The organism is Dokdonella sp. (genome assembly GCF_044227025.1).
Classification (GTDB): domain Bacteria; phylum Pseudomonadota; class Gammaproteobacteria; order Xanthomonadales; family Rhodanobacteraceae; genus Dokdonella_A.
In genome coordinates this window covers 750,980-771,962 of sequence record NZ_JBGAFX010000001.1, presented here as the reverse complement: position 1 = coordinate 771,962, position 20,983 = coordinate 750,980, and the positions used below count along the sequence as shown (strand labels likewise).

General features: G+C 67.6%; 20 protein-coding genes and 1 pseudogene. 9 read left to right on the top strand and 12 right to left on the bottom strand.

Annotated features, from left to right (window positions below; genetic code table 11):
• Positions 1 to 17: 17 nt before the first annotated feature.
• Both ACILRJ_RS03395 and ACILRJ_RS03390 read left to right on the top strand, forming a co-directional pair.
• Positions 18 to 554, top strand: coding sequence for a LemA family protein (locus tag ACILRJ_RS03395; protein ID WP_395680382.1), 537 nt, complete (start codon positions 18 to 20; stop codon positions 552 to 554).
• Entirely contained in the window at positions 551 to 2,473 is a 1,923-nt protein-coding gene (locus ACILRJ_RS03390) for a DUF2207 domain-containing protein (protein ID WP_395680380.1), read from the top strand. The genes ACILRJ_RS03395 and ACILRJ_RS03390 overlap by 4 nt, the downstream gene beginning before the upstream one ends.
• A gap of 59 nt (positions 2,474 to 2,532) precedes the next feature.
• Here ACILRJ_RS03390 and ACILRJ_RS03385 read toward each other — a convergent pair whose 3' ends face one another.
• From ACILRJ_RS03385 to ACILRJ_RS03350, 8 genes are all read right to left on the bottom strand, one after another.
• The gene (locus ACILRJ_RS03385) at positions 2,533 to 2,886 is read right to left on the bottom strand and encodes a gamma-butyrobetaine hydroxylase-like domain-containing protein (protein WP_395680377.1); all 354 of its coding nucleotides are present in this window, start codon (positions 2,884 to 2,886) and stop codon (positions 2,533 to 2,535) included.
• A gap of 134 nt (positions 2,887 to 3,020) precedes the next feature.
• A complete protein-coding gene (locus ACILRJ_RS03380) occupies positions 3,021 to 3,635 on the bottom strand; it encodes a hypothetical protein (RefSeq protein ID WP_395680375.1) in 615 nt (204 codons plus the stop codon).
• Positions 3,636 to 3,707: 72 nt separating this feature from the next.
• A complete protein-coding gene (gene hslU, locus ACILRJ_RS03375) occupies positions 3,708 to 5,048 on the bottom strand; it encodes an ATP-dependent protease ATPase subunit HslU (RefSeq protein WP_395680373.1) in 1,341 nt (446 codons plus the stop codon).
• 88 nt (positions 5,049 to 5,136) lie between these two features.
• Positions 5,137 to 5,670, bottom strand: a complete 534-nt coding sequence (hslV, locus tag ACILRJ_RS03370; protein ID WP_395680371.1) for an ATP-dependent protease subunit HslV — start codon at positions 5,668 to 5,670, stop codon at positions 5,137 to 5,139.
• A 131-nt stretch (positions 5,671 to 5,801) separates the two neighbouring features.
• On the bottom strand, positions 5,802 to 6,728 hold the full coding sequence (locus ACILRJ_RS03365; protein WP_395680369.1) for a tyrosine recombinase XerC: 927 nt from the start codon (positions 6,726 to 6,728) through the stop codon (positions 5,802 to 5,804).
• Between the two features lies 1 nt (position 6,729).
• Complete coding sequence (locus ACILRJ_RS03360; RefSeq protein WP_395680367.1) at positions 6,730 to 7,413, bottom strand: DUF484 family protein; 684 nt, start codon at positions 7,411 to 7,413, stop codon at positions 6,730 to 6,732.
• A 41-nt stretch (positions 7,414 to 7,454) separates the two neighbouring features.
• Complete coding sequence (gene dapF, locus ACILRJ_RS03355) at positions 7,455 to 8,285, bottom strand: diaminopimelate epimerase (protein ID WP_395680365.1); 831 nt, start codon at positions 8,283 to 8,285, stop codon at positions 7,455 to 7,457.
• Between the two features lie 6 nt (positions 8,286 to 8,291).
• A complete protein-coding gene (locus tag ACILRJ_RS03350) occupies positions 8,292 to 8,417 on the bottom strand; it encodes an LPS translocon maturation chaperone LptM (protein WP_395680363.1) in 126 nt (41 codons plus the stop codon).
• Positions 8,418 to 8,511: 94 nt separating this feature from the next.
• Here ACILRJ_RS03350 and ACILRJ_RS03345 point away from each other — a divergent pair, with 94 nt between their 5' ends.
• Positions 8,512 to 9,192 (top strand): hypothetical protein, encoded by a 681-nt coding sequence (locus tag ACILRJ_RS03345; protein WP_395680361.1) that lies wholly within the window; start codon positions 8,512 to 8,514, stop codon positions 9,190 to 9,192.
• A gap of 74 nt (positions 9,193 to 9,266) precedes the next feature.
• Here ACILRJ_RS03345 and ACILRJ_RS03340 read toward each other — a convergent pair whose 3' ends face one another.
• The gene (locus tag ACILRJ_RS03340; RefSeq protein WP_395680359.1) at positions 9,267 to 9,752 is read right to left on the bottom strand and encodes a GNAT family N-acetyltransferase; all 486 of its coding nucleotides are present in this window, start codon (positions 9,750 to 9,752) and stop codon (positions 9,267 to 9,269) included.
• Positions 9,753 to 9,981: 229 nt separating this feature from the next.
• On the opposite strand from ACILRJ_RS03340, the gene ACILRJ_RS03335 reads away from it, so the two are divergent.
• The gene (locus tag ACILRJ_RS03335; protein WP_395680357.1) at positions 9,982 to 11,466 is read left to right on the top strand and encodes a RimK family protein; all 1,485 of its coding nucleotides are present in this window, start codon (positions 9,982 to 9,984) and stop codon (positions 11,464 to 11,466) included.
• A 24-nt stretch (positions 11,467 to 11,490) separates the two neighbouring features.
• Here ACILRJ_RS03335 and ACILRJ_RS03330 read toward each other — a convergent pair whose 3' ends face one another.
• Both ACILRJ_RS03330 and ACILRJ_RS03325 read right to left on the bottom strand, forming a co-directional pair.
• On the bottom strand, positions 11,491 to 12,903 hold the full coding sequence (locus ACILRJ_RS03330; RefSeq protein WP_395680355.1) for an MBOAT family O-acyltransferase: 1,413 nt from the start codon (positions 12,901 to 12,903) through the stop codon (positions 11,491 to 11,493).
• A gap of 6 nt (positions 12,904 to 12,909) precedes the next feature.
• Positions 12,910 to 14,010 carry a hypothetical protein gene (locus ACILRJ_RS03325; protein ID WP_395680353.1) on the bottom strand — a complete coding sequence of 367 codons (1,101 nt, stop codon included), beginning with the start codon at positions 14,008 to 14,010 and terminating at the stop codon, positions 12,910 to 12,912.
• Between the two features lie 202 nt (positions 14,011 to 14,212).
• On the opposite strand from ACILRJ_RS03325, the pseudogene ACILRJ_RS03320 reads away from it, so the two are divergent.
• Both ACILRJ_RS03320 and ACILRJ_RS03315 read left to right on the top strand, forming a co-directional pair.
• Positions 14,213 to 14,443: pseudogene (locus tag ACILRJ_RS03320) on the top strand (RimK family alpha-L-glutamate ligase); the annotation flags it as partial.
• A 76-nt stretch (positions 14,444 to 14,519) separates the two neighbouring features.
• The gene (locus tag ACILRJ_RS03315; protein ID WP_395680351.1) at positions 14,520 to 16,703 is read left to right on the top strand and encodes a hypothetical protein; all 2,184 of its coding nucleotides are present in this window, start codon (positions 14,520 to 14,522) and stop codon (positions 16,701 to 16,703) included.
• Here ACILRJ_RS03315 and ACILRJ_RS03310 read toward each other — a convergent pair.
• A complete protein-coding gene (locus ACILRJ_RS03310) occupies positions 16,667 to 17,002 on the bottom strand; it encodes a hypothetical protein (RefSeq protein ID WP_395680349.1) in 336 nt (111 codons plus the stop codon). The genes ACILRJ_RS03315 and ACILRJ_RS03310 overlap by 37 nt on opposite strands.
• 124 nt (positions 17,003 to 17,126) lie before the next feature.
• Between ACILRJ_RS03310 and ACILRJ_RS03305 the strand changes: the two genes are divergently transcribed.
• Genes ACILRJ_RS03305 through ACILRJ_RS03295 form a run of 3 tightly spaced genes read left to right on the top strand, consistent with a single transcriptional unit; the run spans position 17,127 to position 20,981 of the window.
• On the top strand, positions 17,127 to 18,920 hold the full coding sequence (locus tag ACILRJ_RS03305; RefSeq protein ID WP_395680347.1) for a monovalent cation:proton antiporter-2 (CPA2) family protein: 1,794 nt from the start codon (positions 17,127 to 17,129) through the stop codon (positions 18,918 to 18,920).
• Between the two features lies 1 nt (position 18,921).
• Positions 18,922 to 20,253 carry an FAD-binding oxidoreductase gene (locus ACILRJ_RS03300; RefSeq protein ID WP_395680345.1) on the top strand — a complete coding sequence of 444 codons (1,332 nt, stop codon included), beginning with the start codon at positions 18,922 to 18,924 and terminating at the stop codon, positions 20,251 to 20,253.
• Entirely contained in the window at positions 20,250 to 20,981 is a 732-nt protein-coding gene (locus ACILRJ_RS03295) for an SDR family NAD(P)-dependent oxidoreductase (RefSeq protein WP_395680343.1), read from the top strand. The genes ACILRJ_RS03300 and ACILRJ_RS03295 overlap by 4 nt, the downstream gene beginning before the upstream one ends.
• Positions 20,982 to 20,983 lie beyond the last annotated feature (2 nt).

The following is a 20,983-nucleotide window of genomic DNA, read 5'->3' as shown; positions in this document are numbered from 1 at the left end:
CGCAGGGGACCTTCCGCATGCTGATATGGTGGCTTGGCGCGATCGCGTTCGTCGTCGTCGCGACCGTCGTGGTCGTGTTCAACGAACTCATCGGCGCGCGCAACCAGGTGCGCGCGGCCTGGAGCGACATCGACGTACAGCTGACGCGCCGGCATGATCTGGTGCCGCAGCTGGTCGCCGCGGTGCAGGGCTATGCCTCGCACGAGCGCGCGACGCTGACGCTGGTGACGGAACTGCGGGTGCGTGCGATGGCGGCCGCGTCACTGCAGGACAAGGCCCGGCTCGAAGGCGAGCTGGCCGAGCAGGTGCAACGCATCCTCGCGCTGCAGGAGAGCTACCCCGACCTGAAGGCAAGCGAGAACTTCCTCGCGCTGCAACGCGATCTGGTCGACGTCGAGGACCATCTGCAGTACGCGCGGCGCTTCTACAACGGGGCCGTGCGCGATCTGAACAACAAGGTCGAAACGTTTCCGTCGCTGCTGGTTGCGCGCGCGACCGGCATCGGCACAGCCGAATTCTTCCGCCAGGGTGAAGGCCAGGAGGCGCCCGCATGAATTCCGTACGCCGTGTCTTGCGATTCCTCCTGGCTGCACTGCTCGCATGGCCGCTCGCCGCCGCCGCCGACGAGCGCATCCTGTCGTTCCACAGCAAGATCGACATTGCCGCGGACGGCGGCATGGACGTGTCCGAGACGATCCGCGTGCGCGCGGAAGGGGACGCCATCCGCCACGGCATCTACCGCGACTTCCCGACCGACTATCGCGACCGCGCCGGCAATGCCGTGCGCGTCGCGTTCGAGCCGCGCGCGCTGACCCGCGACGATGCCAGCGAACCGTTCCACACCGAGCGCAAGAGCAACGGAATCCGTGTCTATTTCGGCGCGAAGGAAACGACCCTCGCACCCGGCGAATACACCTATTCGTTCGACTACCACACGAACCGCCAGCTCGGCTTCTTCGCCGACCACGACGAGCTGTACTGGAACGTGACCGGCAACGGTTGGGAGTTCCCGATCGACGACGCCAGCGCCGAGGTCGCGTTGCCGGGTTCGATCTCGCCCGCGCATCTGCAACTCGACGGCTACACCGGCGTACAGGGCGCCAAGGGCAAGGCCTACAGCGCGAACGCCGACGGCGCCTCGCACGCGGTGTTCGCGACGACGCACGCACTGGCGCCGCACGAAGGCCTGACCATTGCAGTCGGCTTTCCGAAAGGCGTCATCGCCGCGCCAACGGACCGTCAACGCGTCGCGTGGTTCCTCGGCGACAACGCCGGCGTGCTTGCGCTCGTCGCCGGGCTGCTGCTGGTGCTCAGCTACTACACCGTACAGTGGTCACGCGTCGGCCGCGATCCACGACCGGGAACGATCATTCCGCTGTACGAGCCGCCGACCGGACACACGCCGGGCGCGCTGCGCTACGTCGAGCGCATGGGCTGGGACGACCGCTGCGTCGCGGCGGACGTCGTCGATGCCGCGGTGCGCGGGGCGATCCGCATCGCCGATGACGACGGCGACTACCGCATCGAACGAGCCGGCAAGGCCGAGCTGCCACCGATCGAGTCACGGCTGGTCTCCGACCTGCTCGGCGGCGCCAGCGATTTCACGTTCAGGCAGGCCGAGCACGCGCGCATCTCCAAGGCCATCGACGCGCACAAGCAGGCGTTGAAAGCCGCGTACGCGGAGAGCCACTTCCGCAGGAACACCGGCCTCGTCGTCATCGGCGCGCTGATCACCGTTGCTGCGCTCATCGGCGCCGCCCTGCTCATGGGCGATGCAGGCCGCACCGCCGGCGCCGCGTTCATGCTGGTCTGGCTCGGCGGCTGGAGCGTCGGCGTGTTCGCATTGTGTGCGCAGGTCGTGAACGCATGGCGCAAGGTGCGGCGCGGCGCGCTCGGAAAGCGCGCGGCGGCGACGATCGGCGCGCTCTTCATCAGCGTGTTCGCGCTGCCGTTCATCGCCGGCGAAGTGGCCGGAATCGGCATGCTCGTGATGATCGCCGGGGTGGCGTTCGCGATCGCGCTCGTCGGGCTGATCGCGACAAACCTGCTGTTCGCTTACCTGATGAAGGCGCCGACCCCGACCGGGCGCCGCCTGCTTGACCAGATCGACGGGCTGCGCCTCTACCTCGGCGTTGCCGAACGCGACGAACTCGCCGCGCAGAAGGCGCCGCCGATGAGCGCGGACCAGTTCCACCGCATGCTGCCGTACGCACTCGCGCTCGGCGTGGAGGAGAACTGGACCAATGTATTCGCCGCCGCCGTCGGACCCGTCGCAGCGGCCGCCGCGGTCGCCGCCGCGGGCTGGTACCACGGCAGCTCGATCAACAACCTTGGCGGATTCGCCAGCGACATCGGCTCGTCGTTCGGCAGCGCGATTTCCTCTTCGTCGAGCGCGCCCGGCTCGTCGTCAGGCGGCGGCGGGGGCGGTTCGTCCGGTGGTGGCGGTGGCGGGGGCGGTGGGGGTGGCTGGTGATTTTCCGCCAACTCGACGCGGACGATCCCGATCGGGCCGGCCGCATCCGCGTCAGCGCCTTATCGCGACAAGCCGTTCGCGCCGAGCGCGTCGAGGTAGCCTTGCCAGTTGCGCGCATGGTCGCGTCCGAGTTCGTGCAGCACATCCCATGAGTACAGACCGGTCGCGTGGCCGTCGCTGAAGCGCAGCAGCACCGCGTAATTGCCGACCGGCTCGACCGCGTCGATATTGACATCGCGCTTGCCGGCTACCAGCACCTTCTGGCCGGGGCCGTGGCCCTGTACTTCCGCACTCGGCGAATTCACGCGCAGGTATTCGGCTGGCAGGCGGAACGTTTCGCCGCCGTCGAATTCGACTTCGAGTGCGTGCGACGCGCGATGCAGGACGATGCGGGTTGGAATCGGAGCGTTCATGATCGCCGGTCGGGCCGAGTGGATTCCGGTTGTTCGTCAAGAGTACGGCCATGGATGGCCGTTCCGGACTCCCCGATCCGCCAGCCGATGAAACCCGATCGCGCAGATGCGAGTCGCGATCAGGGTCGGTCGCACTAGTGGAGAGTGTCGGACATCGGCGCGCGCGCACCGAGCGGGTCACCGGGCGCTCCGGCGACCTGCCACAGCGCGTCGAGATAGCCCGAACCAAATCCGATCGAGCCCATGCCCTCGAATTCGTAGGCGCCGTTGTCGGGATACCAGTGCGCGTTCGGGTCCAGCTCGCGCAGCACAAGGCCATTCGCCTCGACTTCGTCGAGCTGGCCGACGTAGCTGATCTCGCCTTCGTCGTCCTCGACCATGTTGAGCGAGATCAGCGGCGCACAGGCCATCGCCGAGCGCGCGATCGCGGCCCAGTCGTCGAGCTGGAAACCGGCCGGCACCTGAAGCGTCTCGCCGCGCAACGCAAGCGCCTTTTCGACGAACTCGCGCGACGGGTCGACTTCGATCGCACTGATGTCGGCGATCGCGATCGCGATGTAGCCGTCGTAGCGCATGGTGTCGCCGACCTCGGCGACCAGGCAGAAGTCGCGCGACAGGCCGATCACGTAGCCGTGGATCACGCCCGCATGCAGGCGCTCGCGCATGATCCGCAACGGGATGCGCTGCTCGAAGGCTTCGCGCAATTCGGCGCGCGCGCCGCGCGCCTTGAAGGGGACAACAGTAGTCATGGGCGTATGGTCGGAGGTTTGGCCGGTCGGTGCAAGGAATGGAATGGCAGACCGACGCGGTCCATTCAGCCTTCAGAGGATGTAGCGCGACAGGTCTTCGTCCTTGACCAGCGATCCGAGGTGCGCCTCGACATAGGCCGCGTCGATGCGGTAGTGCTGGCCGCTCTTGTCCGATGCCTCGTACGAAATCTCGTCGAGCAGGCGTTCGAGCACCGTGTGCAGGCGCCGCGCGCCAATGTTCTCGCTGCGCTCGTTGACCTGATACGCGATCTCGGCGAGGCGCCCGATGCCGTCATCCACGAATTCGAGGGTCACGCCCTCGGTGCCGAGCAGGGCCGTGTACTGCTTGGTCAGCGCGTGCTGCGGTTCGGCCAGGATGCGGCGGAAATCGTCCGCGGTCAGCGCGGCCAACTCGACCCGGATCGGAAAGCGTCCCTGCAGCTCCGGCACGAGGTCGGACGGCTTGGCCAGCGAGAACGCGCCGGATGCGATGAACAGGATGTGGTCGGTCTTGACGATGCCGTACTTGGTGGACACCGACGAACCCTCGACCAGCGGCAACAGGTCACGTTGCACGCCTTCGCGCGACACGCCGGCGCCGCCGAATTCGCCGCGCTGGGCGATCTTGTCGATCTCGTCGATGAAGACGATACCGTTCTGTTCCGCGTTCGCGAGCGCCTGCGTCTTGATCTCCTCGTCGTTGACGAGTTTGCCGGCCTCCTCCTCGACCAGCAGCGGGCGCGCCTGTGCGATCGGCAGCTTGCGCGGCTGGCTCTTCTGTCCCGCCGCGAGCGACTGGAACATGCCGCGCAACTGGTTCGTCATTTCCTCCATGCCCGGCGGCGCCATGATGTCGACGCCGACATTCGCAGCGAATTCCAGCTCGATCTCGCGCGCATCCAGCGCGCCCTCGCGCAGTTGCTTGCGCAATTTCTGGCGGGTGTCCGAATCACCCGTGTCGGCCTGCTGCGCCTCGCCCATGAAGCCGTGCAGCTGGCGCTTGGGCAGCAGCGCGTCGAGGATGCGCTCCTCCGCGCGATCCTCGGCTTGCGAGCGCACGCGCGTCTTCGCCTGCTCGCGCGCCATCTTGACCGCGGCGTCGGCAAGGTCGCGCACGATCTGTTCGACATCCTTGCCGACGTAGCCCACCTCGGTGAACTTGGTCGCCTCGACCTTGATGAACGGCGCATTCGCGAGATGCGCGAGACGCCGCGCGATCTCGGTCTTGCCGACGCCCGTCGGTCCGATCATCAGGATGTTCTTCGGCGTGACTTCATCGCGCAGCGCCGGCTCCAGCTGCATGCGCCGCCAGCGGTTGCGCAGCGCGATCGCGACCGCGCGCTTGGCCGCATGCTGGCCGATGATGTAGCGGTCGAGTTCGTGGACGATTTCGCGGGGTGTCAGTTCGGACATGGCTTCAGGGTCGAGGGCTGGGGTCGGAGGCCAAAAGGGTGTGGTTCGCGGGCGTTCCGGCCCTCGATCCTCAGCCCCGGCCCTGCATTCAAAGCTCTTCGATCGTCACGTTGTGGTTGGTGTAGATGCAGATGTCGCCGGCGATGCCGAGCGCCTTCTCGACGATCGTGCGTGGGTCGAGTTCGCTGTTCTCGAGCAGCGCCTTCGCCGCCGCGAGCGCATAGGGCCCGCCCGAACCGATCGCGATGATGCCCTGCTCCGGTTCGAGCACGTCGCCATTGCCGGAGATCAGCAGCGAAGCGTCCTTGTCGGCGACTGCGAGCATCGCTTCCAGCCGGCCGAGGCGGCGATCGGTGCGCCAGTCCTTCGCCAGCTCGACCGCGGCGCGCGTGAGGTTCGCGCCGTGCTTGTCGAGCTTCTGCTCGAACAGCTCGAACAGCGTGAACGCATCGGCGGTCGCGCCGGCGAAACCCGCGAGCACGTCGCCCTTGCCAAGGCGACGGATCTTGCGCGCGTTCGCCTTCATGACCGTGTTGCCGAGCGTGACCTGACCATCGCCGCCGATGACCACGCGGCCGTTGCGGCGCACGGAAACGATGGTTGTCGCGTGGAAGCTTTCCATGGATCGGCCCTGACGGTTTGAACCGAGGAGATAGTGCCCGGCCATACCGAATGCAAGCCCGGATGGCTTCGGCCTGGACCGGCTCGAAAGTCAGGAGATTGAAACACGGTCTATTGGTCCACCGTCGAACCTTACCCGTCGCCCGCACTGCCGCGGCGTTTCGCGCGCGGATGCGCGGCGTCGTAGACCTTGGCGAGATGCTGGAAATCCAGATGCGTGTAGATCTGCGTCGTGCCGATGTCGGCATGGCCGAGCAGTTCCTGCACCGCGCGCAGGTCGCCGGAGGACTCGAGCAGATGGCTTGCGCAGGAATGCCGCAGCAGGTGCGGGTAGACGCGCTTCCACACGCCCTGTTCCTGCGCGCGCTTCTTCAGCCGCGCGCGTACGCCGTTCGGGGTCAGCGGCGCACCGCGGCGGCCACGCACGAGCGGATCGGCGTCACCGCAGGCGTCCTGCTCGCGCAGCGCACGCAACGCATCGAGCGCCTTCGCACCGACCGGCACGATGCGTGTCTTGTTGCCCTTGCCGGTCACGCGCAGGGTACCGTCGCTGGCATCGAGGTCGCGCCAGCGCATGTTGCACAGTTCGGCGACGCGCAGGCCGCTCGAGTAGAGCAACTCCAGCAACGCGCGGTCGCGCACCGCGTCGGGATCGTCGCCCGGCACCTCGACAAGTTGCGCCATCTCGTCCGCATCGAGCACCTGCGGCAGCTTGCGCTTGACCTTGGGCGAACGCAGTCCGATGGCCGGATTCGCCTCGATTTCGCCTTCACGCGCGAGCCAGCGGAAGAAGCTGCGCCAGGCCGAGGCGATTCCGCGCAGGGTCGCCGGCGCGTAGCCCTTGCGCCGATGCTGTTCGGCGAGCAGGGCCTGCGCCTGATCGGCGCGCAGGTCACGCCAGCGTCCGAGACCGCGTTGCTCGGCGAAAGCGTCCAGCTGCGCGAGTGCATGGGCGTAATGTTCGACCGTGCTCGCCGAGTAGCTCCGTTCGTCGCGCAGGTAGCGCAGAAAGCGCTCGATCGCGCCGCTCAGGCTCGCGCCTTCGGCGACCGCCGCCATCTCAGCCGGCCGGGAAGCGCGCGAGCGCGGTCGATACCGCTTCGCCGATCAGCTTGAGGAACACCGTGCCCATGCCCGGATGGAAGCGATTCGGGTCGAGGCTGCCGATCGCGAGCATGCCGACCGTGCCAATCGGCAACAGTACCGCTGACTGCGCGGTCGCCGCGCGCGCGCCGAACAGCACGTCGAGCTTGTCGTCCTGCAAGCGCCCGCACAGCGGGTCGGCGCGCTTGAAAAACTCGGAGAACGCAGGGAAGGCGCTCGCACCGGACGGCTCGACGATCAGCCATTCGGCCGCCGGCAAGTCCGGATCGGCGCGGAACAGCACCAGGCGCACGAGGTCGGTGTTGAAGTCCTCGGTCAAAGCCGCGACCACCGCATTGGTCGTCTCGGCCAGCGTGCGTGCGCGCATCAACGCAAGCGTCAGCGTGTGCACGCGCACCATCAGGCCTTCGTTCTCGTGCGCGATCTCGATCAGATCGTGCAGGCGACGGTTCAATTCGCGGTTCTTGTCGCGCAGCACGTCGAGCTGGTAACTCGCCAGCGACGCGGCCTGGCCCTGCTCGCGCGGCAGCACGAGGGCCATCGCGATATCGGGAAATTCGCGCAGGAATTCCGGGTGACGCCGCAGGTAGCTCGCGACGTCCATCGCGTTCAGACCTTCCTTGACGCTGAGTTCGCTCATGTGATCCTCGTCGCGTGAAACCGGTTCATGTGCTCGTTCCGTCAGGCGTGCCATTCGCCCTCGAACACGAAGGTGGCCGGCCCGCGCATCCAGACCGGATGACCGGGGCCGTCCCAACGCAGCCCGAGCTCGCCGCCGGGCAGCGCGACCCGCACCTCGGCGTCGAGCTTAGCGCGCCGGCGCAGTACCGCAACCGCGGCGCAGGCCCCGCTGCCGCAGGCAAGAGTCTCGCCGACGCCGCGCTCCCATACGCGCAGGCGGATCGCGCCGCGCGAGAGCACCTGCGCGAAACCGACGTTGCAGCGTTGCGGGAATGCGTCCGCATGCTCGATCTGCGGGCCGAGCACAGCGATCGGCGCAGCGTCGATGTCGTCGACCTCGACCAGCGCGTGCGGATTGCCCATCGACACCGCGCCGATGCGCACCTCGCGACCGGCAACGTCGATCGAGTAGGCGTCGGCTTCGCGTTCCGCGCGCAGCGGGATTGCGCTCGGCGCAAAGGCCGGCTCGCCCATGTCGACGCGCACGTCGCCGGCGGCGAGCAGTTCGACCGCGACCGCGCCGGAAGGACTTTCGAGGCGGGTCATGCCGGCGCCGATCGCACCCGCGCGCGCAAGCCAGCGCGCGACGCAACGCACGCCGTTGCCGCATTGGCCGGCGCGCGAACCGTCGGTATTCCAGATGCCGTAGGCGAAGGTGCACGACGCATCCCGCGCGCGCTCGATCGTCAGCAGCTGATCGAAGCCGACCCCGAAGTGGCGGTCGCCGAGGCGGCGGATCGCCGCGACGTCGAGCCCGAGCGGTGCGTCACGGCAGTCGACGACGACGAAGTCGTTGCCGAGTCCGTGCATCTTGCTGAAGCGCAACACCATGCGGGTTCAGTGCGTCGGCGCCGGCGCCGCCGGGGCAGCGGGCTTGACCAGCGGCCCCTTGTTGCCGCAGGCGGCAAGCAGCAGCACGGCGAGCAGCAGCGCCAGACGCAGGAACGATCGGGAAGGCGACATGGCAGGGTCCGGCAATGACATGCCCGGCAGTATAGCCGCGGTTCACCGCGACCACCGGTATGCTGTCGGCTCCGTCGTGGCGGAGCGCTCGCCGATGTCCCTGACGCCGTTGCTGGTGGTGTTGTTCGGTGTGGCCGTGGTGTGCCTGTTGTTCGCGACCGGACACGGGGTCGGCGCGCACCGGCGCTGGCGCGAGCGGCGGCGCGTCGCGGCGACCTTGCGCGTGCTGTGGTGCCTGGTGTTCCTCGGCTTCGCCCTGCTCGGCGGCCTCGCCGGCATCGTGCTGCTGGGCTATCGGCGCCTCGCCGCGGAAGCCGAAGTGGCGCGGATCGAAGCGCGTGCGCTTTCTGCCCAACGTTACGCGGTCGACATCCTGACGCCGGATGGCGAGCGCCAACACGTCGAGCTTGCCGGCGACGACTGGCAGCTCGACGCGCGCGTGATCAAGTGGACATCGCGCGCGGTCATCCTCGGCGCGCCGCCGCTGTACCGGCTCGAACGCATCGGCGGACGCTATCGCGACATCGCACAGGAACGTACGGCGATGAAGAGCGTGGTGGCGCTGGACGACTCGGTGTTGCCGGACCTGTGGACGTTGAAGCGGCGCTTCCCGCAGTGGCTGCCATGGATCGACGCCGACTACGGCAGCGCCGCCTACCTGCCACTGGTCGATGACGGCCGCTATGTCGTCACGCTCGCCGCCGCCGGCGGACTGGTCGCGCGCCCGGCGGACGAAGAAACCGCACGCAGGATCGCCGCCGCGCCCGCTCCGTAGCAGCGCACCCTGCGCGCGACCGGATGACATGCCTTGGCGTCGCCGGAGTGGCGCGGCCGCGCAAGGGGCGCTTCTTACCAGGACTTTTCGTAGCGTTGTGCGTCGGTGCCGTCCTCGTAATACGCACGATGCAGGCCGAACAACCGATAGCCTGCGCGCTCGTACAGGCGTTGCGCGGCGGTGTTGTCGGCGCGGACTTCGAGGCGCAGGCGCTTGCAGCCGCGTTGACGCGCGGCCCGCTCCACCGCGGCGAGCAGGAACGCGCCAGTTCCCGCGCCGCGCTCGCTGGCGGCGACCGCGATCGAATACAGGCGCGCGATGTCACCGCCGCGCCGGTAGAACACGACCGCGGCGCCGAGCAGCCGGCGCTCGCGCACGGCGACGAGCACCTCGGCGCTCGCGCTGTCGAGGTGGCGGCGCCACTGGCGCTCGCTCATGCGGTCGAGCGAGAAAGTCGCCTGTTCCAGCGCGACGAGGGCATCGAGGTCGTCGCCGGTCGCACGACGCACATGCGTCGTGGCAGTCGAGGTCGGGGAGTGGAGTTCTGCGGGCGCGGGCACGGCGCAGCCTAGTCCGGTCCGGCATGCACCGCAATGCGACGACGCGATCCGTTTATCCGCGCTTAACGGACCTCCCGCCTGCGCGGTTTCGCACTGCCGGCGCGCGCGCGCCTGTGTCAAACTGCGCGCCGCCAAACGCCCATGTCCCTGCCGCTCCCGCCAATTCCGTCGATCCGCGCGCAGTGACCCGAGGCATCCGCTCCCCCGATACCGCATCCAGGCGCTGTGCATGAGTCGACTCGTCATCGTCGTCGAGAAAGCCTCGGACTGGGGCTCCTACTACCCGTCCGACAACGTCGTCACGGCGCAGGATTACCTGAAGGAGCCGATCGGCGTCGACGACGAGCGCACCCAGGTCATCAACCTGTGCCGCAGCTTCAAGTACCTTGGCACCGGCTACTACGTGTCTCTGCTGGCGGAGGCGCGCGGTCACAAGGTGATCCCGTCGGTGCGCACGATCAACGATCTGCGCCGGCGCTCGCTGTACGGCCTCGACATCGACGACCTCAACCAGAAGCTCGCGAAGTTCCTCCCCGACGGCGGACGTGACACGACCGACTTCGGCGTGCTCGTCTACTTCGGAGAGACGTCGTCGGGAAGCCTCGAAGACATCGTGCGTCAGGTGTTCGAGACATTCCCGTGCCCGATCCTGCGCATCGAGTTCGAGCGCGAGCGGGTCTGGCAGATCGCCGCGATCAAGCCGACCGGCCTGCATACGCTTGCGGACGCACAGGAAGACGCGTTCGCCCAGGCGCTCGACAAGTTTTCCAAGAAGCTCTGGCGCAAACCGCGCGCGCGCAAGAAATTCCGCTTCGACCTCGCCATGCTGGCCGACCCCGGCGATCCGATGCCGCCGTCGAACAAGCGCGCGCTGAAGTCCTTCGTTGCCGCTGGCGCCGAGCTCGGCATCGAAGTCGACACGCTGACCAAGAACGACTACACCCGGCTGGCCGAATACGACGGCCTGTTCATCCGCGAGACGACCGCGCTCGACAACCACACCTACCGCTTCGCCAACAAGGCGGAGAAGGAAGACATGGTCGTCATCGACGACCCGAGCTCGATCCTCAAGTGCACCAACAAGATCTACCTGCATGACCTGTTGCGCTCGCGCAAGCTGGCGACTCCGCGCACCGAGATCCTCTACCGCGACGAGCCGAAGAAACTCGCCGAACTGCCCGACCGGCTCGGCTTCCCGATCGTGCTGAAGATTCCCGATGGCTCGTTCTCGCGTGGCATCGTCAAGGCGGAGAACCCGCAACAGCTGAAGGCCGCCGTTGACGACCTGTTCCAGCACACTGCACTGGTGCTCGCGCAGGAATTCATGTTCACCGAATTCGACTGGCGCATCGGCGTGCTCAACCGCGAGCCGCTGTACGCGTGCAAGTACTACATGTCGCGCGGGCACTGGCAGATCTACAACCACGGCGCCAAGGGCACGGCGAAGTCCGGCGGCTTCGAGACGCTGCCGGTGCGCTCGGCTCCTGCCGACGTGCTCAAGCTCGCATTGAAGGCGACCGCGCCGATCGGCGACGGCCTTTACGGCGTCGACCTCAAACAGGCCGGCGATCGCCTGGTTGTCATCGAAGTGAACGACAATCCTTCGATCGATGCCGGCGTCGAGGATGCCTACCTCGGCGACGACCTCTACCGCCGCATCATGGACGAGTTCCTGCGCCGGATGGAGCGCAAGAGGCTCGGCTTGCGCGGCTGAACGGCACCGCGAGCGCGCGGTCGCTCAGAACTGGAAATAGACGAACGGGATCTGCTGGTCGACGTACGCGCAGAATTCGATCGCGAGTCCCGCCAGGCCGACCGCAAGCGCGGCGGCCGGCCAGGGCGCGCGCTCGACGAACCACGCCTGCAAGCGTCTGTGGCGGTCGAGCAGACACCACGCCAGGCTGCCGACGAGGATGATGACCGTTCCCGGATGCGCGCTGACGAACGCGACGTCGGGCGGTGCGCAAAGGGCTTTCAGCGTCGCCAGGGTGGACGTGAAGTCGGGTGCGCGGAACGGCACCCATCCCACGGTCACCAGGACGAACGTCAGCAGCATCCACAGCGGAGCGACCGATGGCGAGTCGACAATCCGCGCCCAGCCCCATGCATCGATCCGCTGGCGCAGCGCGCGGTGCAGCGCGAGCAGGACGCCGTGATACACGCCCCACGCGGCGAAATTCCAGCTCGCACCGTGCCAGAGCCCGCCGAGTCCCATCACGACCAGCAGGTTGGCGTAGGTCCGCGCGACACCGCGACGGTTGCCGCCGAGCGGGATGTACAGGTAGTCGCGCAACCAGGTGGACAACGAGATGTGCCAATGCCGCCAGAATTCCGTGATGCTCGTGCTCAGGTACGGCCGCTCGAAGTTTGGTGGAAAGCGGTATCCGAGCAGGCGCGCGCATCCGCGCGCAATGTCGGTGTAGCCGGAAAAGTCGAAGTAGATCTGCAGGGAGAACGCGAGCACGCCCGTCCAGGCGGGGACGTCGACGCCGTCGTACGGCACGTTCCCGAAACAGGCGTCGGCGATCGGCGCGAGATAGTTCGCCAACGCGAGCTTCTTGAAGAGCCCCTTCAGGATTTCACGCAAGCCCCAGCGCGCGGAGTCGTCGGCGAGGACGAATGGCCGGCCGACTTGCGGCAGGAAATCCACCGGCCGGATGATCGGACCCGCGACCAGGTGCGGGAAGAAGCTCACGAACAGGGCGAAATCGAGCGGCTTGCGGACAGCGCGCAGGTCGCGGCGGTACACGTCGACGACGTAGGCGATGCCTTCGAACGTGATGAAGCTGATGCCTACCGGCAACACGATGCGGAGCGTCAGGCTGTCCGCCGGCAATCCGCACAGCGCGGCGAATGACTCCACGAAGAAATTGAAGTACTTGAAGAATCCGAGCAATGCGAGGTTGGCGGCGATCGCCACGCTGACGGCTCTGCGGCGAGCCGCGCCATCGAGGGCGTCGATCCAGGTACCGAACAGGTAGTTCGCCACCGTGGCGCCGCCGAGAAGCAGGCAGAACCGGACGTCCCAGACCGCGTAGAAGAAGTAGCTCGCCACCACGAGCAGGACCCGTGCACGGCGCGTGTCCAGCGCCGCGTAGGCGGCCAGGACGACGGCGAAGAAAAGCCAATAGGCGAGCGTGTCGAAGAGCATCGTGCCTCAGCGCAGCAGTGCTTCGATGCGCTGCGCCAGGCGCGCGGTGAACAGTTCCCGGCCTGCGCGGTTCATGTGCTGGAAATCGAAGAAGTTGTGCGGCCTCTCGATGTCCACGAACGTGCTTCCAGGCAACGCGAGCACGTCGCCGGACGCGATGAGGTCGGCGATGGCACCGTTCGGCTCCGCCGCGGGAACCTCCGAGCCGTGCCAGGGCCCGCGCGGCGCCTCGAACAGGATGAGCGGCACGCCGGTACCCCGATACCGCTCGACGAGCAGACCCAGCCAGTGGCGATAGTAGCGGTCGTTGCTCGCCACCACGTCCGGAGCGGGACGTGCGTGCAGCCATCGGAAATAGTGGTCCAGCAATCCTTGCCGGGTAGGGTCGTCGATGCCGTCCCAACGGGACGGTGCCCGCGTCGCGGGATCGATCGGGAGATCGGGAAATGCCTGGCTGCGCCCGGGGTAGCGAAGGTAGTTCGCCACGCCGTTCGCCTCGCTGTCCTTGACCTTGGCATATCGCAGCGCAGGCGCCCACAGGAACGTCGCGACGTCCCGGCGCAATGGCTGGGCCGGGAAGAGGATGGCCCTCGATGCGCGATCGCGAAGGATCGGGTCCTCGAACGAGGACGGGAACGAAGCGATGTCGCCCAAGCGCAACAGCGTCGTGAGATAGGCGATGTCCGCGGCGTGGTCTGCCATCTTGGCCAGGTCTTCATCGACGGCCAATGGAGGTGCGAGCACAATCGCGCGGAACCGGCGTGCATCGGGATCGATTTCCCGCAACAGGTAGTACCAGATACGGACATCCGAACCCGGGATGGCTCCTGCGACGAAATGGAGGCCGTGCGTCGAGACCGCGCTGTCCGCGAGCACGGTCGACAGTCCTTCGCCGACTTTCGAATTGCCGATGACCAGGATGTTGCGCCGCCCCGGCAGTGTCGTCGCTTCGATCCTTCGCACGGTGCTGCGGGTTGCGCCGGCGACGGATTCCGGCTCCAACCACCGCGCATACCATCCGCTGCGGAACACCACCGCGTCGAACGATGCGACGATGGCGATGCCCACCCCGACGAGGCGCAACAGGAAGAACAGGCGTCCGAACATCGGTTGCTCCGGCAGGCTCACGTGATTGCGCGCAAAGCCTGGGCGGGAGGCATGGCGGTCCATCGCGCTCGGCACGCCAGATTCTAGACGACGGGGCCGTCGCCGACCATCGGCGATGCCATCCCTGCCCATGGCATTGGCTGGACTCCGGCACCGCCGTGGGCGGTACGCATCGGGTCCGCGAGCACCGGCGTGCGCAGTACCGGCCGACGTGCTCAAGCTCGCATTGAGGGCGACCGCGCCGATCGGCGACGGCCTTTACGGCGTCGACCTCAAACAGGCCGGCGATCGCCTGGTTGTCATCGAAGTGAACGACAATCCTTCGATCGATGCCAGCGTCGAGGATGCCTACCTCGGCGACGACCTCTACCGCCGCATCATGGACGAGTTCCTGCGCCGGATGGAGCGCAAGCGGCTCGGCTTGCGCGGCTGAACGGCATCGCGCACGCTCGCACAGACCGCCTCCTGAAATTGCAACCCGCGCGCCCTGCGCGAGCCACCTCGACAACATGCCGACAAGTGCACGCTCCACCCACGCGTTCGCTGGGTTTGCCCTCGCGCTCGCCGCGGCCTTCATCGCGATACCGGCCTGGCAACTGATCGGGCCCGGTCCGTTCGACTGGCACATCCGGCAGCCCGAGTTCGTGCAGGGCGGCCTCGAAGCCTTGGCACTGATCGCGCTGGTCGCCGGCGCGTTCACACTGCGTTCCTCCGGGGCGGCGGTGCTGCTCGCGACAGCCGCGCTGGCACTGTTCCTGCGCCGGCACGCGGTCGACGCTCCGTTGCTGATCGACCTGTTGTATTTCGAGATCGTCATCGGCCTCGGCATGCTCGTGCGGCGTGTCTGCGGCCTGAGCGACGCCCGCGACACGGCCGCCTACCTGCAGGCCTTCGTGCTCGGCTTCATCGCCTGGAGTCTCATCGCCTGGACCGCGTCGGCGTTCGGTGTCGGCTCGATCCGCGAGTTGCGCGCGATCACCCTCGCGCTCGGTGCCACGACCCTTTTGGCGCGCACGCCGCCGCTGCTTGTCTTCCTCTGGCGCAGCCTGCGCGCGCAGGATCGCCTCGCACGTGCGTGGGGCGGCGCACTCGCCGCGTGGCTGGCGGTTCTGTATGCGCGCACGAACGTCGTCCACGGCTACGACTCGCTCTGGTATGGGCTGCGGGGAGAATACGTGCTCGCTCCCGGGCATTCCGTGTTCGATGCGCTCGGTCTGGTCTCGCCGGTCCACTATTTTCCGAAGCTGTACGAGGTCTTTCTGTTGCCGGTCAGCGCGCTTGGCGACAGCAGCGTCATCAGCGGCATGTCGATCTGGGTGCTGTTGCTGATTCTCGCGGTATGCGCGCGCATTGCCGACACGATCGGCATCGATGCACGCGACCGACTGCCGGTGCTGGCGGCAATCGCGACGCTGCCCGCGCTTGCCGCCACTGCGCTCGAACCCAAACCGGATGTGATCTCCACCTTGTTCGCGCTGATCGCCGTGGACGGCGCGCTCGCGTTCGCGCGCACGCGCCAGTGGGCGGACTGGTGCTGGATCGCCGCCGCCGCGGCACTCGCCTGCATGGCAAAACTCACCGCGATTCCGTTCATGGGCGTGCTTGTGCTCGGCAGCCTCCTGCAAGCGTGGCGCCCGCAGCGCCATGCGCCGGATCAGGATGCGGCCGTGAACAAGGACGTTGCGGTGTGGGCACTCGCCGGCGCGCTGGCCGTCGCCGTGTTCGTGACCGCACGTACATGGCTGCTGACGGGCATGCCGACCATCGGCCCGGATGTGCTGTTCAAATTGTGGAGTTCGCTCGGCATGCAGCTGCGCGACCCCGTCGGCACGCTGCAATGGACGTGGCCGCAGAACTGGGCCAGCCTGCCCGGCGTGTTCGTCGACTGGCTGCTCCGCCCGCAGACGATGCCGCACATCGTGATCGGCTGGATGGGCAACGTCTGGCTGTGGCTCGCCGTACTCGGCATGGGCGCAGGCTTGCTCGGCCAAGGCACCGCGAAGGGCGCGCGAACCATCTGGCCGCTCGCGGCAATGGCCGTCACTGCTTTCGTGCTCGCGACCGCGATCGGATACCGCGAGCGCGGCGGTGACGGCAACTACTTCCTGATCGGCCTGCTGCCCGGCGTGCTGCTCGCGGCGAACAGCGCGTTCGCGCGCGGCAAGGACTCCGTGCGACTCGTCCTGATGGTCTGCTTGTCGGCCTTCGTACTGTTCCAGGCGGCCTACGGTTTTGCCAGTGCGGGCTGGGCACCCGGCACGCGCAGCTTCGATCTGGTGATGACGCGAAACTGGCACGATGATCGCCGCTTGCGATGGACGATGCTTGCATCCGCCGGTATCGAGAAAATCGGACGCCATCTGAAAGAGCATGCGCACGCCCATGCCCGCGCAGTCGGTTACGCGACCGAACCGGCAAGCCTCTGGTTGCCGACGCAATTCGAAAATCTGCTGACGATCTCCTTCGCACGCCCCGAGTTCGTCGAAACGGAAGCCGGATTCACGAGCTTCATGCGCGACCAGGACATCGATTTCCTTGTATTGCCGCAACCGGCCATCGCGGCAAAGGAATATGCCTGGATGCCGGCAGCCGTTGGCGCGGTCGCCCGGCAACTCGAACGCGAGCCGGGTGTCATACGCGTCGACGACCGCGACTACTATCTGCTCGACCTGTCAGGGCGCGCGCGCGATTGAAAGCGTCGCGCCTGTCGGATCGCAGGTCGTTGCAGGCGACGCAGCGCGTGCTGGACGGCAGTGGCGATCCGGCCACGCGCGAGCCAAACGAGGTTGATCGTCGGTGCTGCGACGAGCCAGAACGGCAGCGTCGCGCCCAGTGTCGCACCGCCACGCAATGCAGGAAATAGCGCGAGCAGGCAGGCGCCGCTGACAAGCCATGCGGCGAGCGCGCCCAGAGCCGCGCCCGGCGGGCTTTCGCGCATTCGCGGGTGCGGATGCTCGACGGGGAGCGGCAACGAAAACGGCGCAACGAACATGACGGGCTCCGGGTGGATGGCTGGAGTGCGCAGGCTGCGTGCGCCCCATCTCAGAAGCTGCGACCGGACGGGTGACCGGCGCGGCCTGCGTGCGATACTTCGCGTCGGATTCGATGGAGTGCGCGTGGAGAACCACGGTTTCCTGCAATACGCGGTGGTGCTGCTGCTCGCGACCGTGCTGGCGGTCCCGCTGGCCAAGCGCTGGCGGCTCGGCGCCGTGCTCGGCTACCTCGCGGTGGGCGCGCTGATCGGGCCGTCCGGCCTGCGCCTGATCGGCAACACTGAACAGATTTCGCAGATCTCCGAGCTCGGGGTCGTGCTGATGCTGTTCGTTATCGGCCTCGAGCTTTCGCCGCAGCGCCTTTGGGTCATGCGCCGCAGCGTGTTCGGCAGCGGCAGCCTGCAGGTCGTCGCGACCGCCACGCTGATCGGCGGCGCCGCACTCGCCTTCGGGCTCGAGTGGAAGACGGCGCTGGTGATCGGCCTCGGCCTCGCCCTTTCATCGACCGCAATCGACCTGCAGTTGCTGGCCGAGCGCAAGGAGCTCAATAGTGCGCATGGGCGACTCGCGTTCGCGATCCTGCTGTTCCAGGATGTCGCCGCGATCCCGATCCTCGCCCTGATCCCGATCCTCGGCGGATCGCACGCGGATTCGGGCGCGTTGCAGGAAGCGTTTGCCGCCCTGCGCGTGATCGCGACCATCGCGCTCGTCATCGTCGGCGGTCGCTATCTGCTGCGGCCGATGTTCCGTGCCGCCGCGCAGCAGGTGGGAACGCCCGAGGTGTTCACCGCGACGGCGCTGCTGGTGGTGATGGGCATCGCCTGGCTGATGGAACTTTCCGGCATTTCGATGTCGCTCGGAGCGTTCCTCGCCGGCGTGCTGCTCGCCGACTCGGAGTATCGCCACGAGATCGAAGCGCAGATCGAACCGTTCCGCGGCCTGCTGCTGGGCCTGTTCTTCATCAGCGTGGGCATGTCGCTGAATGTGCAGCTGGCGATGGCGCAGCCGCAGTTGGTCGGCTGGCTGCTGCTTGCGTTGATCGTCTCGAAGGCGCTGGTGCTTTATCTGGTCGCACGTGTTGCCGCACGCGAGGATCACCAGCAGTCGCTTGCGCTGGCGGCCATCCTCGCCCAAGGCGGCGAGTTCGCCTTCGTCGTGTTCACGCTCGCTGCTGCCAACGGCCTCGTATCGACCGGGCAGCGCGACCTCGCGATCCTGGTCATCACGCTGTCGATGGCGGCAACGCCCTTGCTGGTGCGCTTGCGCAGCGATATCGCGCCGGCCACGAAAACCAAGCCGACGCGCGAGTTCGACAAGGTCGACGCCGCCGCTCCGCGCGTGATCATTGCCGGCATGGGCCGCGTCGGCCAGATCGTCGCGCGCATGCTCAACGCGAACCGGATCGCGTTCACCGCGCTCGAAAGCGACCCCGAACAGGTCGACTTCATGCGCCACTTCGGCAACACGGTGTTCTACGGCGATGCCTCGCGCCTCGACCTGCTGCGGGCAGCTCAGGCCGACAAGGCCGAGATCTTCGTGATCGCGACCGAGGACCCGGACGCGAACCTGCGCACCGCACGCCTGCTCAAGCGGCATTTTCCGCACCTCAAGGTGTTCGCGCGCGCACGCAACCGCCAGCACGTTTTCAAGCTGATGGATCTGGGTGTCGGCAGCATCGTGCGCGAGACGTTCTTCTCGAGCCTGGAGATCGCGCGCGGCGTGTTCGAGGCACTCGGCTATGACGAGGCGGCCGCCGCCGAGTACGTGCGCCGCTTCCGCGCACACGACGAGCGTGTGCTGGCCAGTCAGTATCCGGTCTACGACGACGAGGCGGCTCTGCTGCAGACGTCGCAGGAGGCTCGCGAGGATCTCGTGCGCCTGTTCGAAGCCGACTTCGGCGACGATGAAGGGCCCTGAGATGCGTGGTTACGCAATCGCCGACGTCGAGCTGGGAAGTTTCGACCGCCAGTTCCGCGCGCGTTGCCGAGTGCAGCGGCCGGATCGTTACCGACTGCTCGATGCCTTGCCCCCCGACGCCCCGAGCATCGCGCGTGGCGGCGGCGTGTCGTACGTCGGCGCGAGCTTCGGCAATGACGCGGTCTGCCAGGATCTTGGCGCGTTCGACCGCCTGCTCGCGTTCGATGCCGTGCGCGGTTTACTGACGGTCGAGGCCGGCGCACGCATCGGCGACGTGCAGCGCTTCCTGCTCGCTCGCGGCTGGTATCTTCCGGTCGCGCCCGGCCATCCACGCGCGAGCATCGGCGGCTGCATCGCCGCCGATGTGCATGGCAAAAATCCCGCGCGCGACGGCACGTTCCGCGCGTGGGTCGATTCGTTCGACCTGCATTGCGCGGGAACGGGCGTCGCCCGCGTCGACCCCGCACGCGACCGTGACCTGTTCGATGCGACGTTCGCCGGATTCGGACTGACCGGCACCATCACGCGTGCGACTCTGCGCCTGGCGCGACCGCCGAGTGCGCTCGTGCTGCGGCGCGTGCCAGTCGCCAATCTTGCCGAGGCGGCACGCGTCCTGCGCGAAGCGGCCAACGCACCGGTGCTGTATGGCTGGCATGATGCGCGCGCAGGGCGCTTCGGTCGCGGCGTGATCCGCGTCGGCTTGGCCAGCGATGACGGCGACACGCCACACAGCGAATCGCCCGATGCGACGCACGACCTGCCGGCGACGCTGCCCGTGCTGCCGTTTGCGTTGTGGAATCGCGTCGGCATCGCCGCTGCCAACACCTGGCTGGAGGCGCGCTGGTGCCGGCCAGGCCAGACGCCGTTGCCGCTCGCGCAAGCGCTGTTTCCGCTCAACCGCGCGCACCTGTATTTCGCCGGTTTCGGACCCGCCGGCATGACGGAGGCGCAATGGCTGGTGCCGCACCCGCGCTTCGAGGCGTTTGCCAACGCGTTGGCGGAATGCGTCGCGCGAATGCGGCCGCGCATCGCCCTGCTTGCGAGCAAGTTGTTCGCCGGAACAGCGGACGGCTTTTCCTTTGATGGCAGGGGCATTGCCCTCGCGATCCAGCTGCCGGCACCGACCAGCGCCACGCAACGCGCGTTCCTCGATGCGCTGACCGAGATCGCGATCGCCCACGACGGTCGCCCCAACCTGATCAAGCAATCCAGCCTCGATGCGACCACGGTGCGGCGCGCGCTGGCTGGATTCGAATCCGCGCGCACGCGCCTGGCGGGGCACAACCGCGGCGGCCTGCGCACTTCGGAACTTGTGCGGAGGCTCGCGCTGTGACGACGCTGATCGTCGGCGCATCCAGCGGTCTCGGGCGCGCGTTGGCGGCGGAGCTCGCCGGCCGCGGCCACGAGCTGCTGCTGGTCTCCTCCGACGCGCGCGACCTCGACGCGATCGCCGCAGACCTCACCTTGCGGTGCGCGGCCCGCGTCCATGTGCTCGCGCTCGAGCTCGCCCACGAAGCCGATCCCGGCGCGCGTCTTTCACAGGTGCTGGATGCGTTGCCGGCACTCGATGCGCTGTTGCTGCCGGTCGGGCTGTCGCGCACCGACGACGACTTCCGCCTCGACGCGGCACGCATCGGCCAGTTGCTGGCGATCAACCTGCATGCGCCGTTGGCAATCGTGCATGCGCTGCTGCCGCGCCTGCGCGCGAACCGTGGCGTGGTCGTGCTGTTCGGCAGCGTCGCGGCGGTGCGCGGGCGCGGGCGCAACGTGGTCTACGCCGGCGCGAAACGCGCGCTCGAATCGCTGTACGAGAGCCTGCGACAACGCCATGCAACGCGTGACCTGCGCGTGCAGCTGTACCGCCTCGGATTCCTCGCGACCAACCTGACCCACGGCACGGCGTTGCCGATCGCGGCGACCGATCCCGCGCGGATCGCGCGGATCGTGGCCGCGCGTCTTACGCGCGGATCGGCAGGATGGTACCTGCCGCGAAGGTTCGCGCTGATCGCACTGATCGTCCGCTGCCTGCCCTGGCCGCTCTATCGCCGCATGCGCGAATAGAA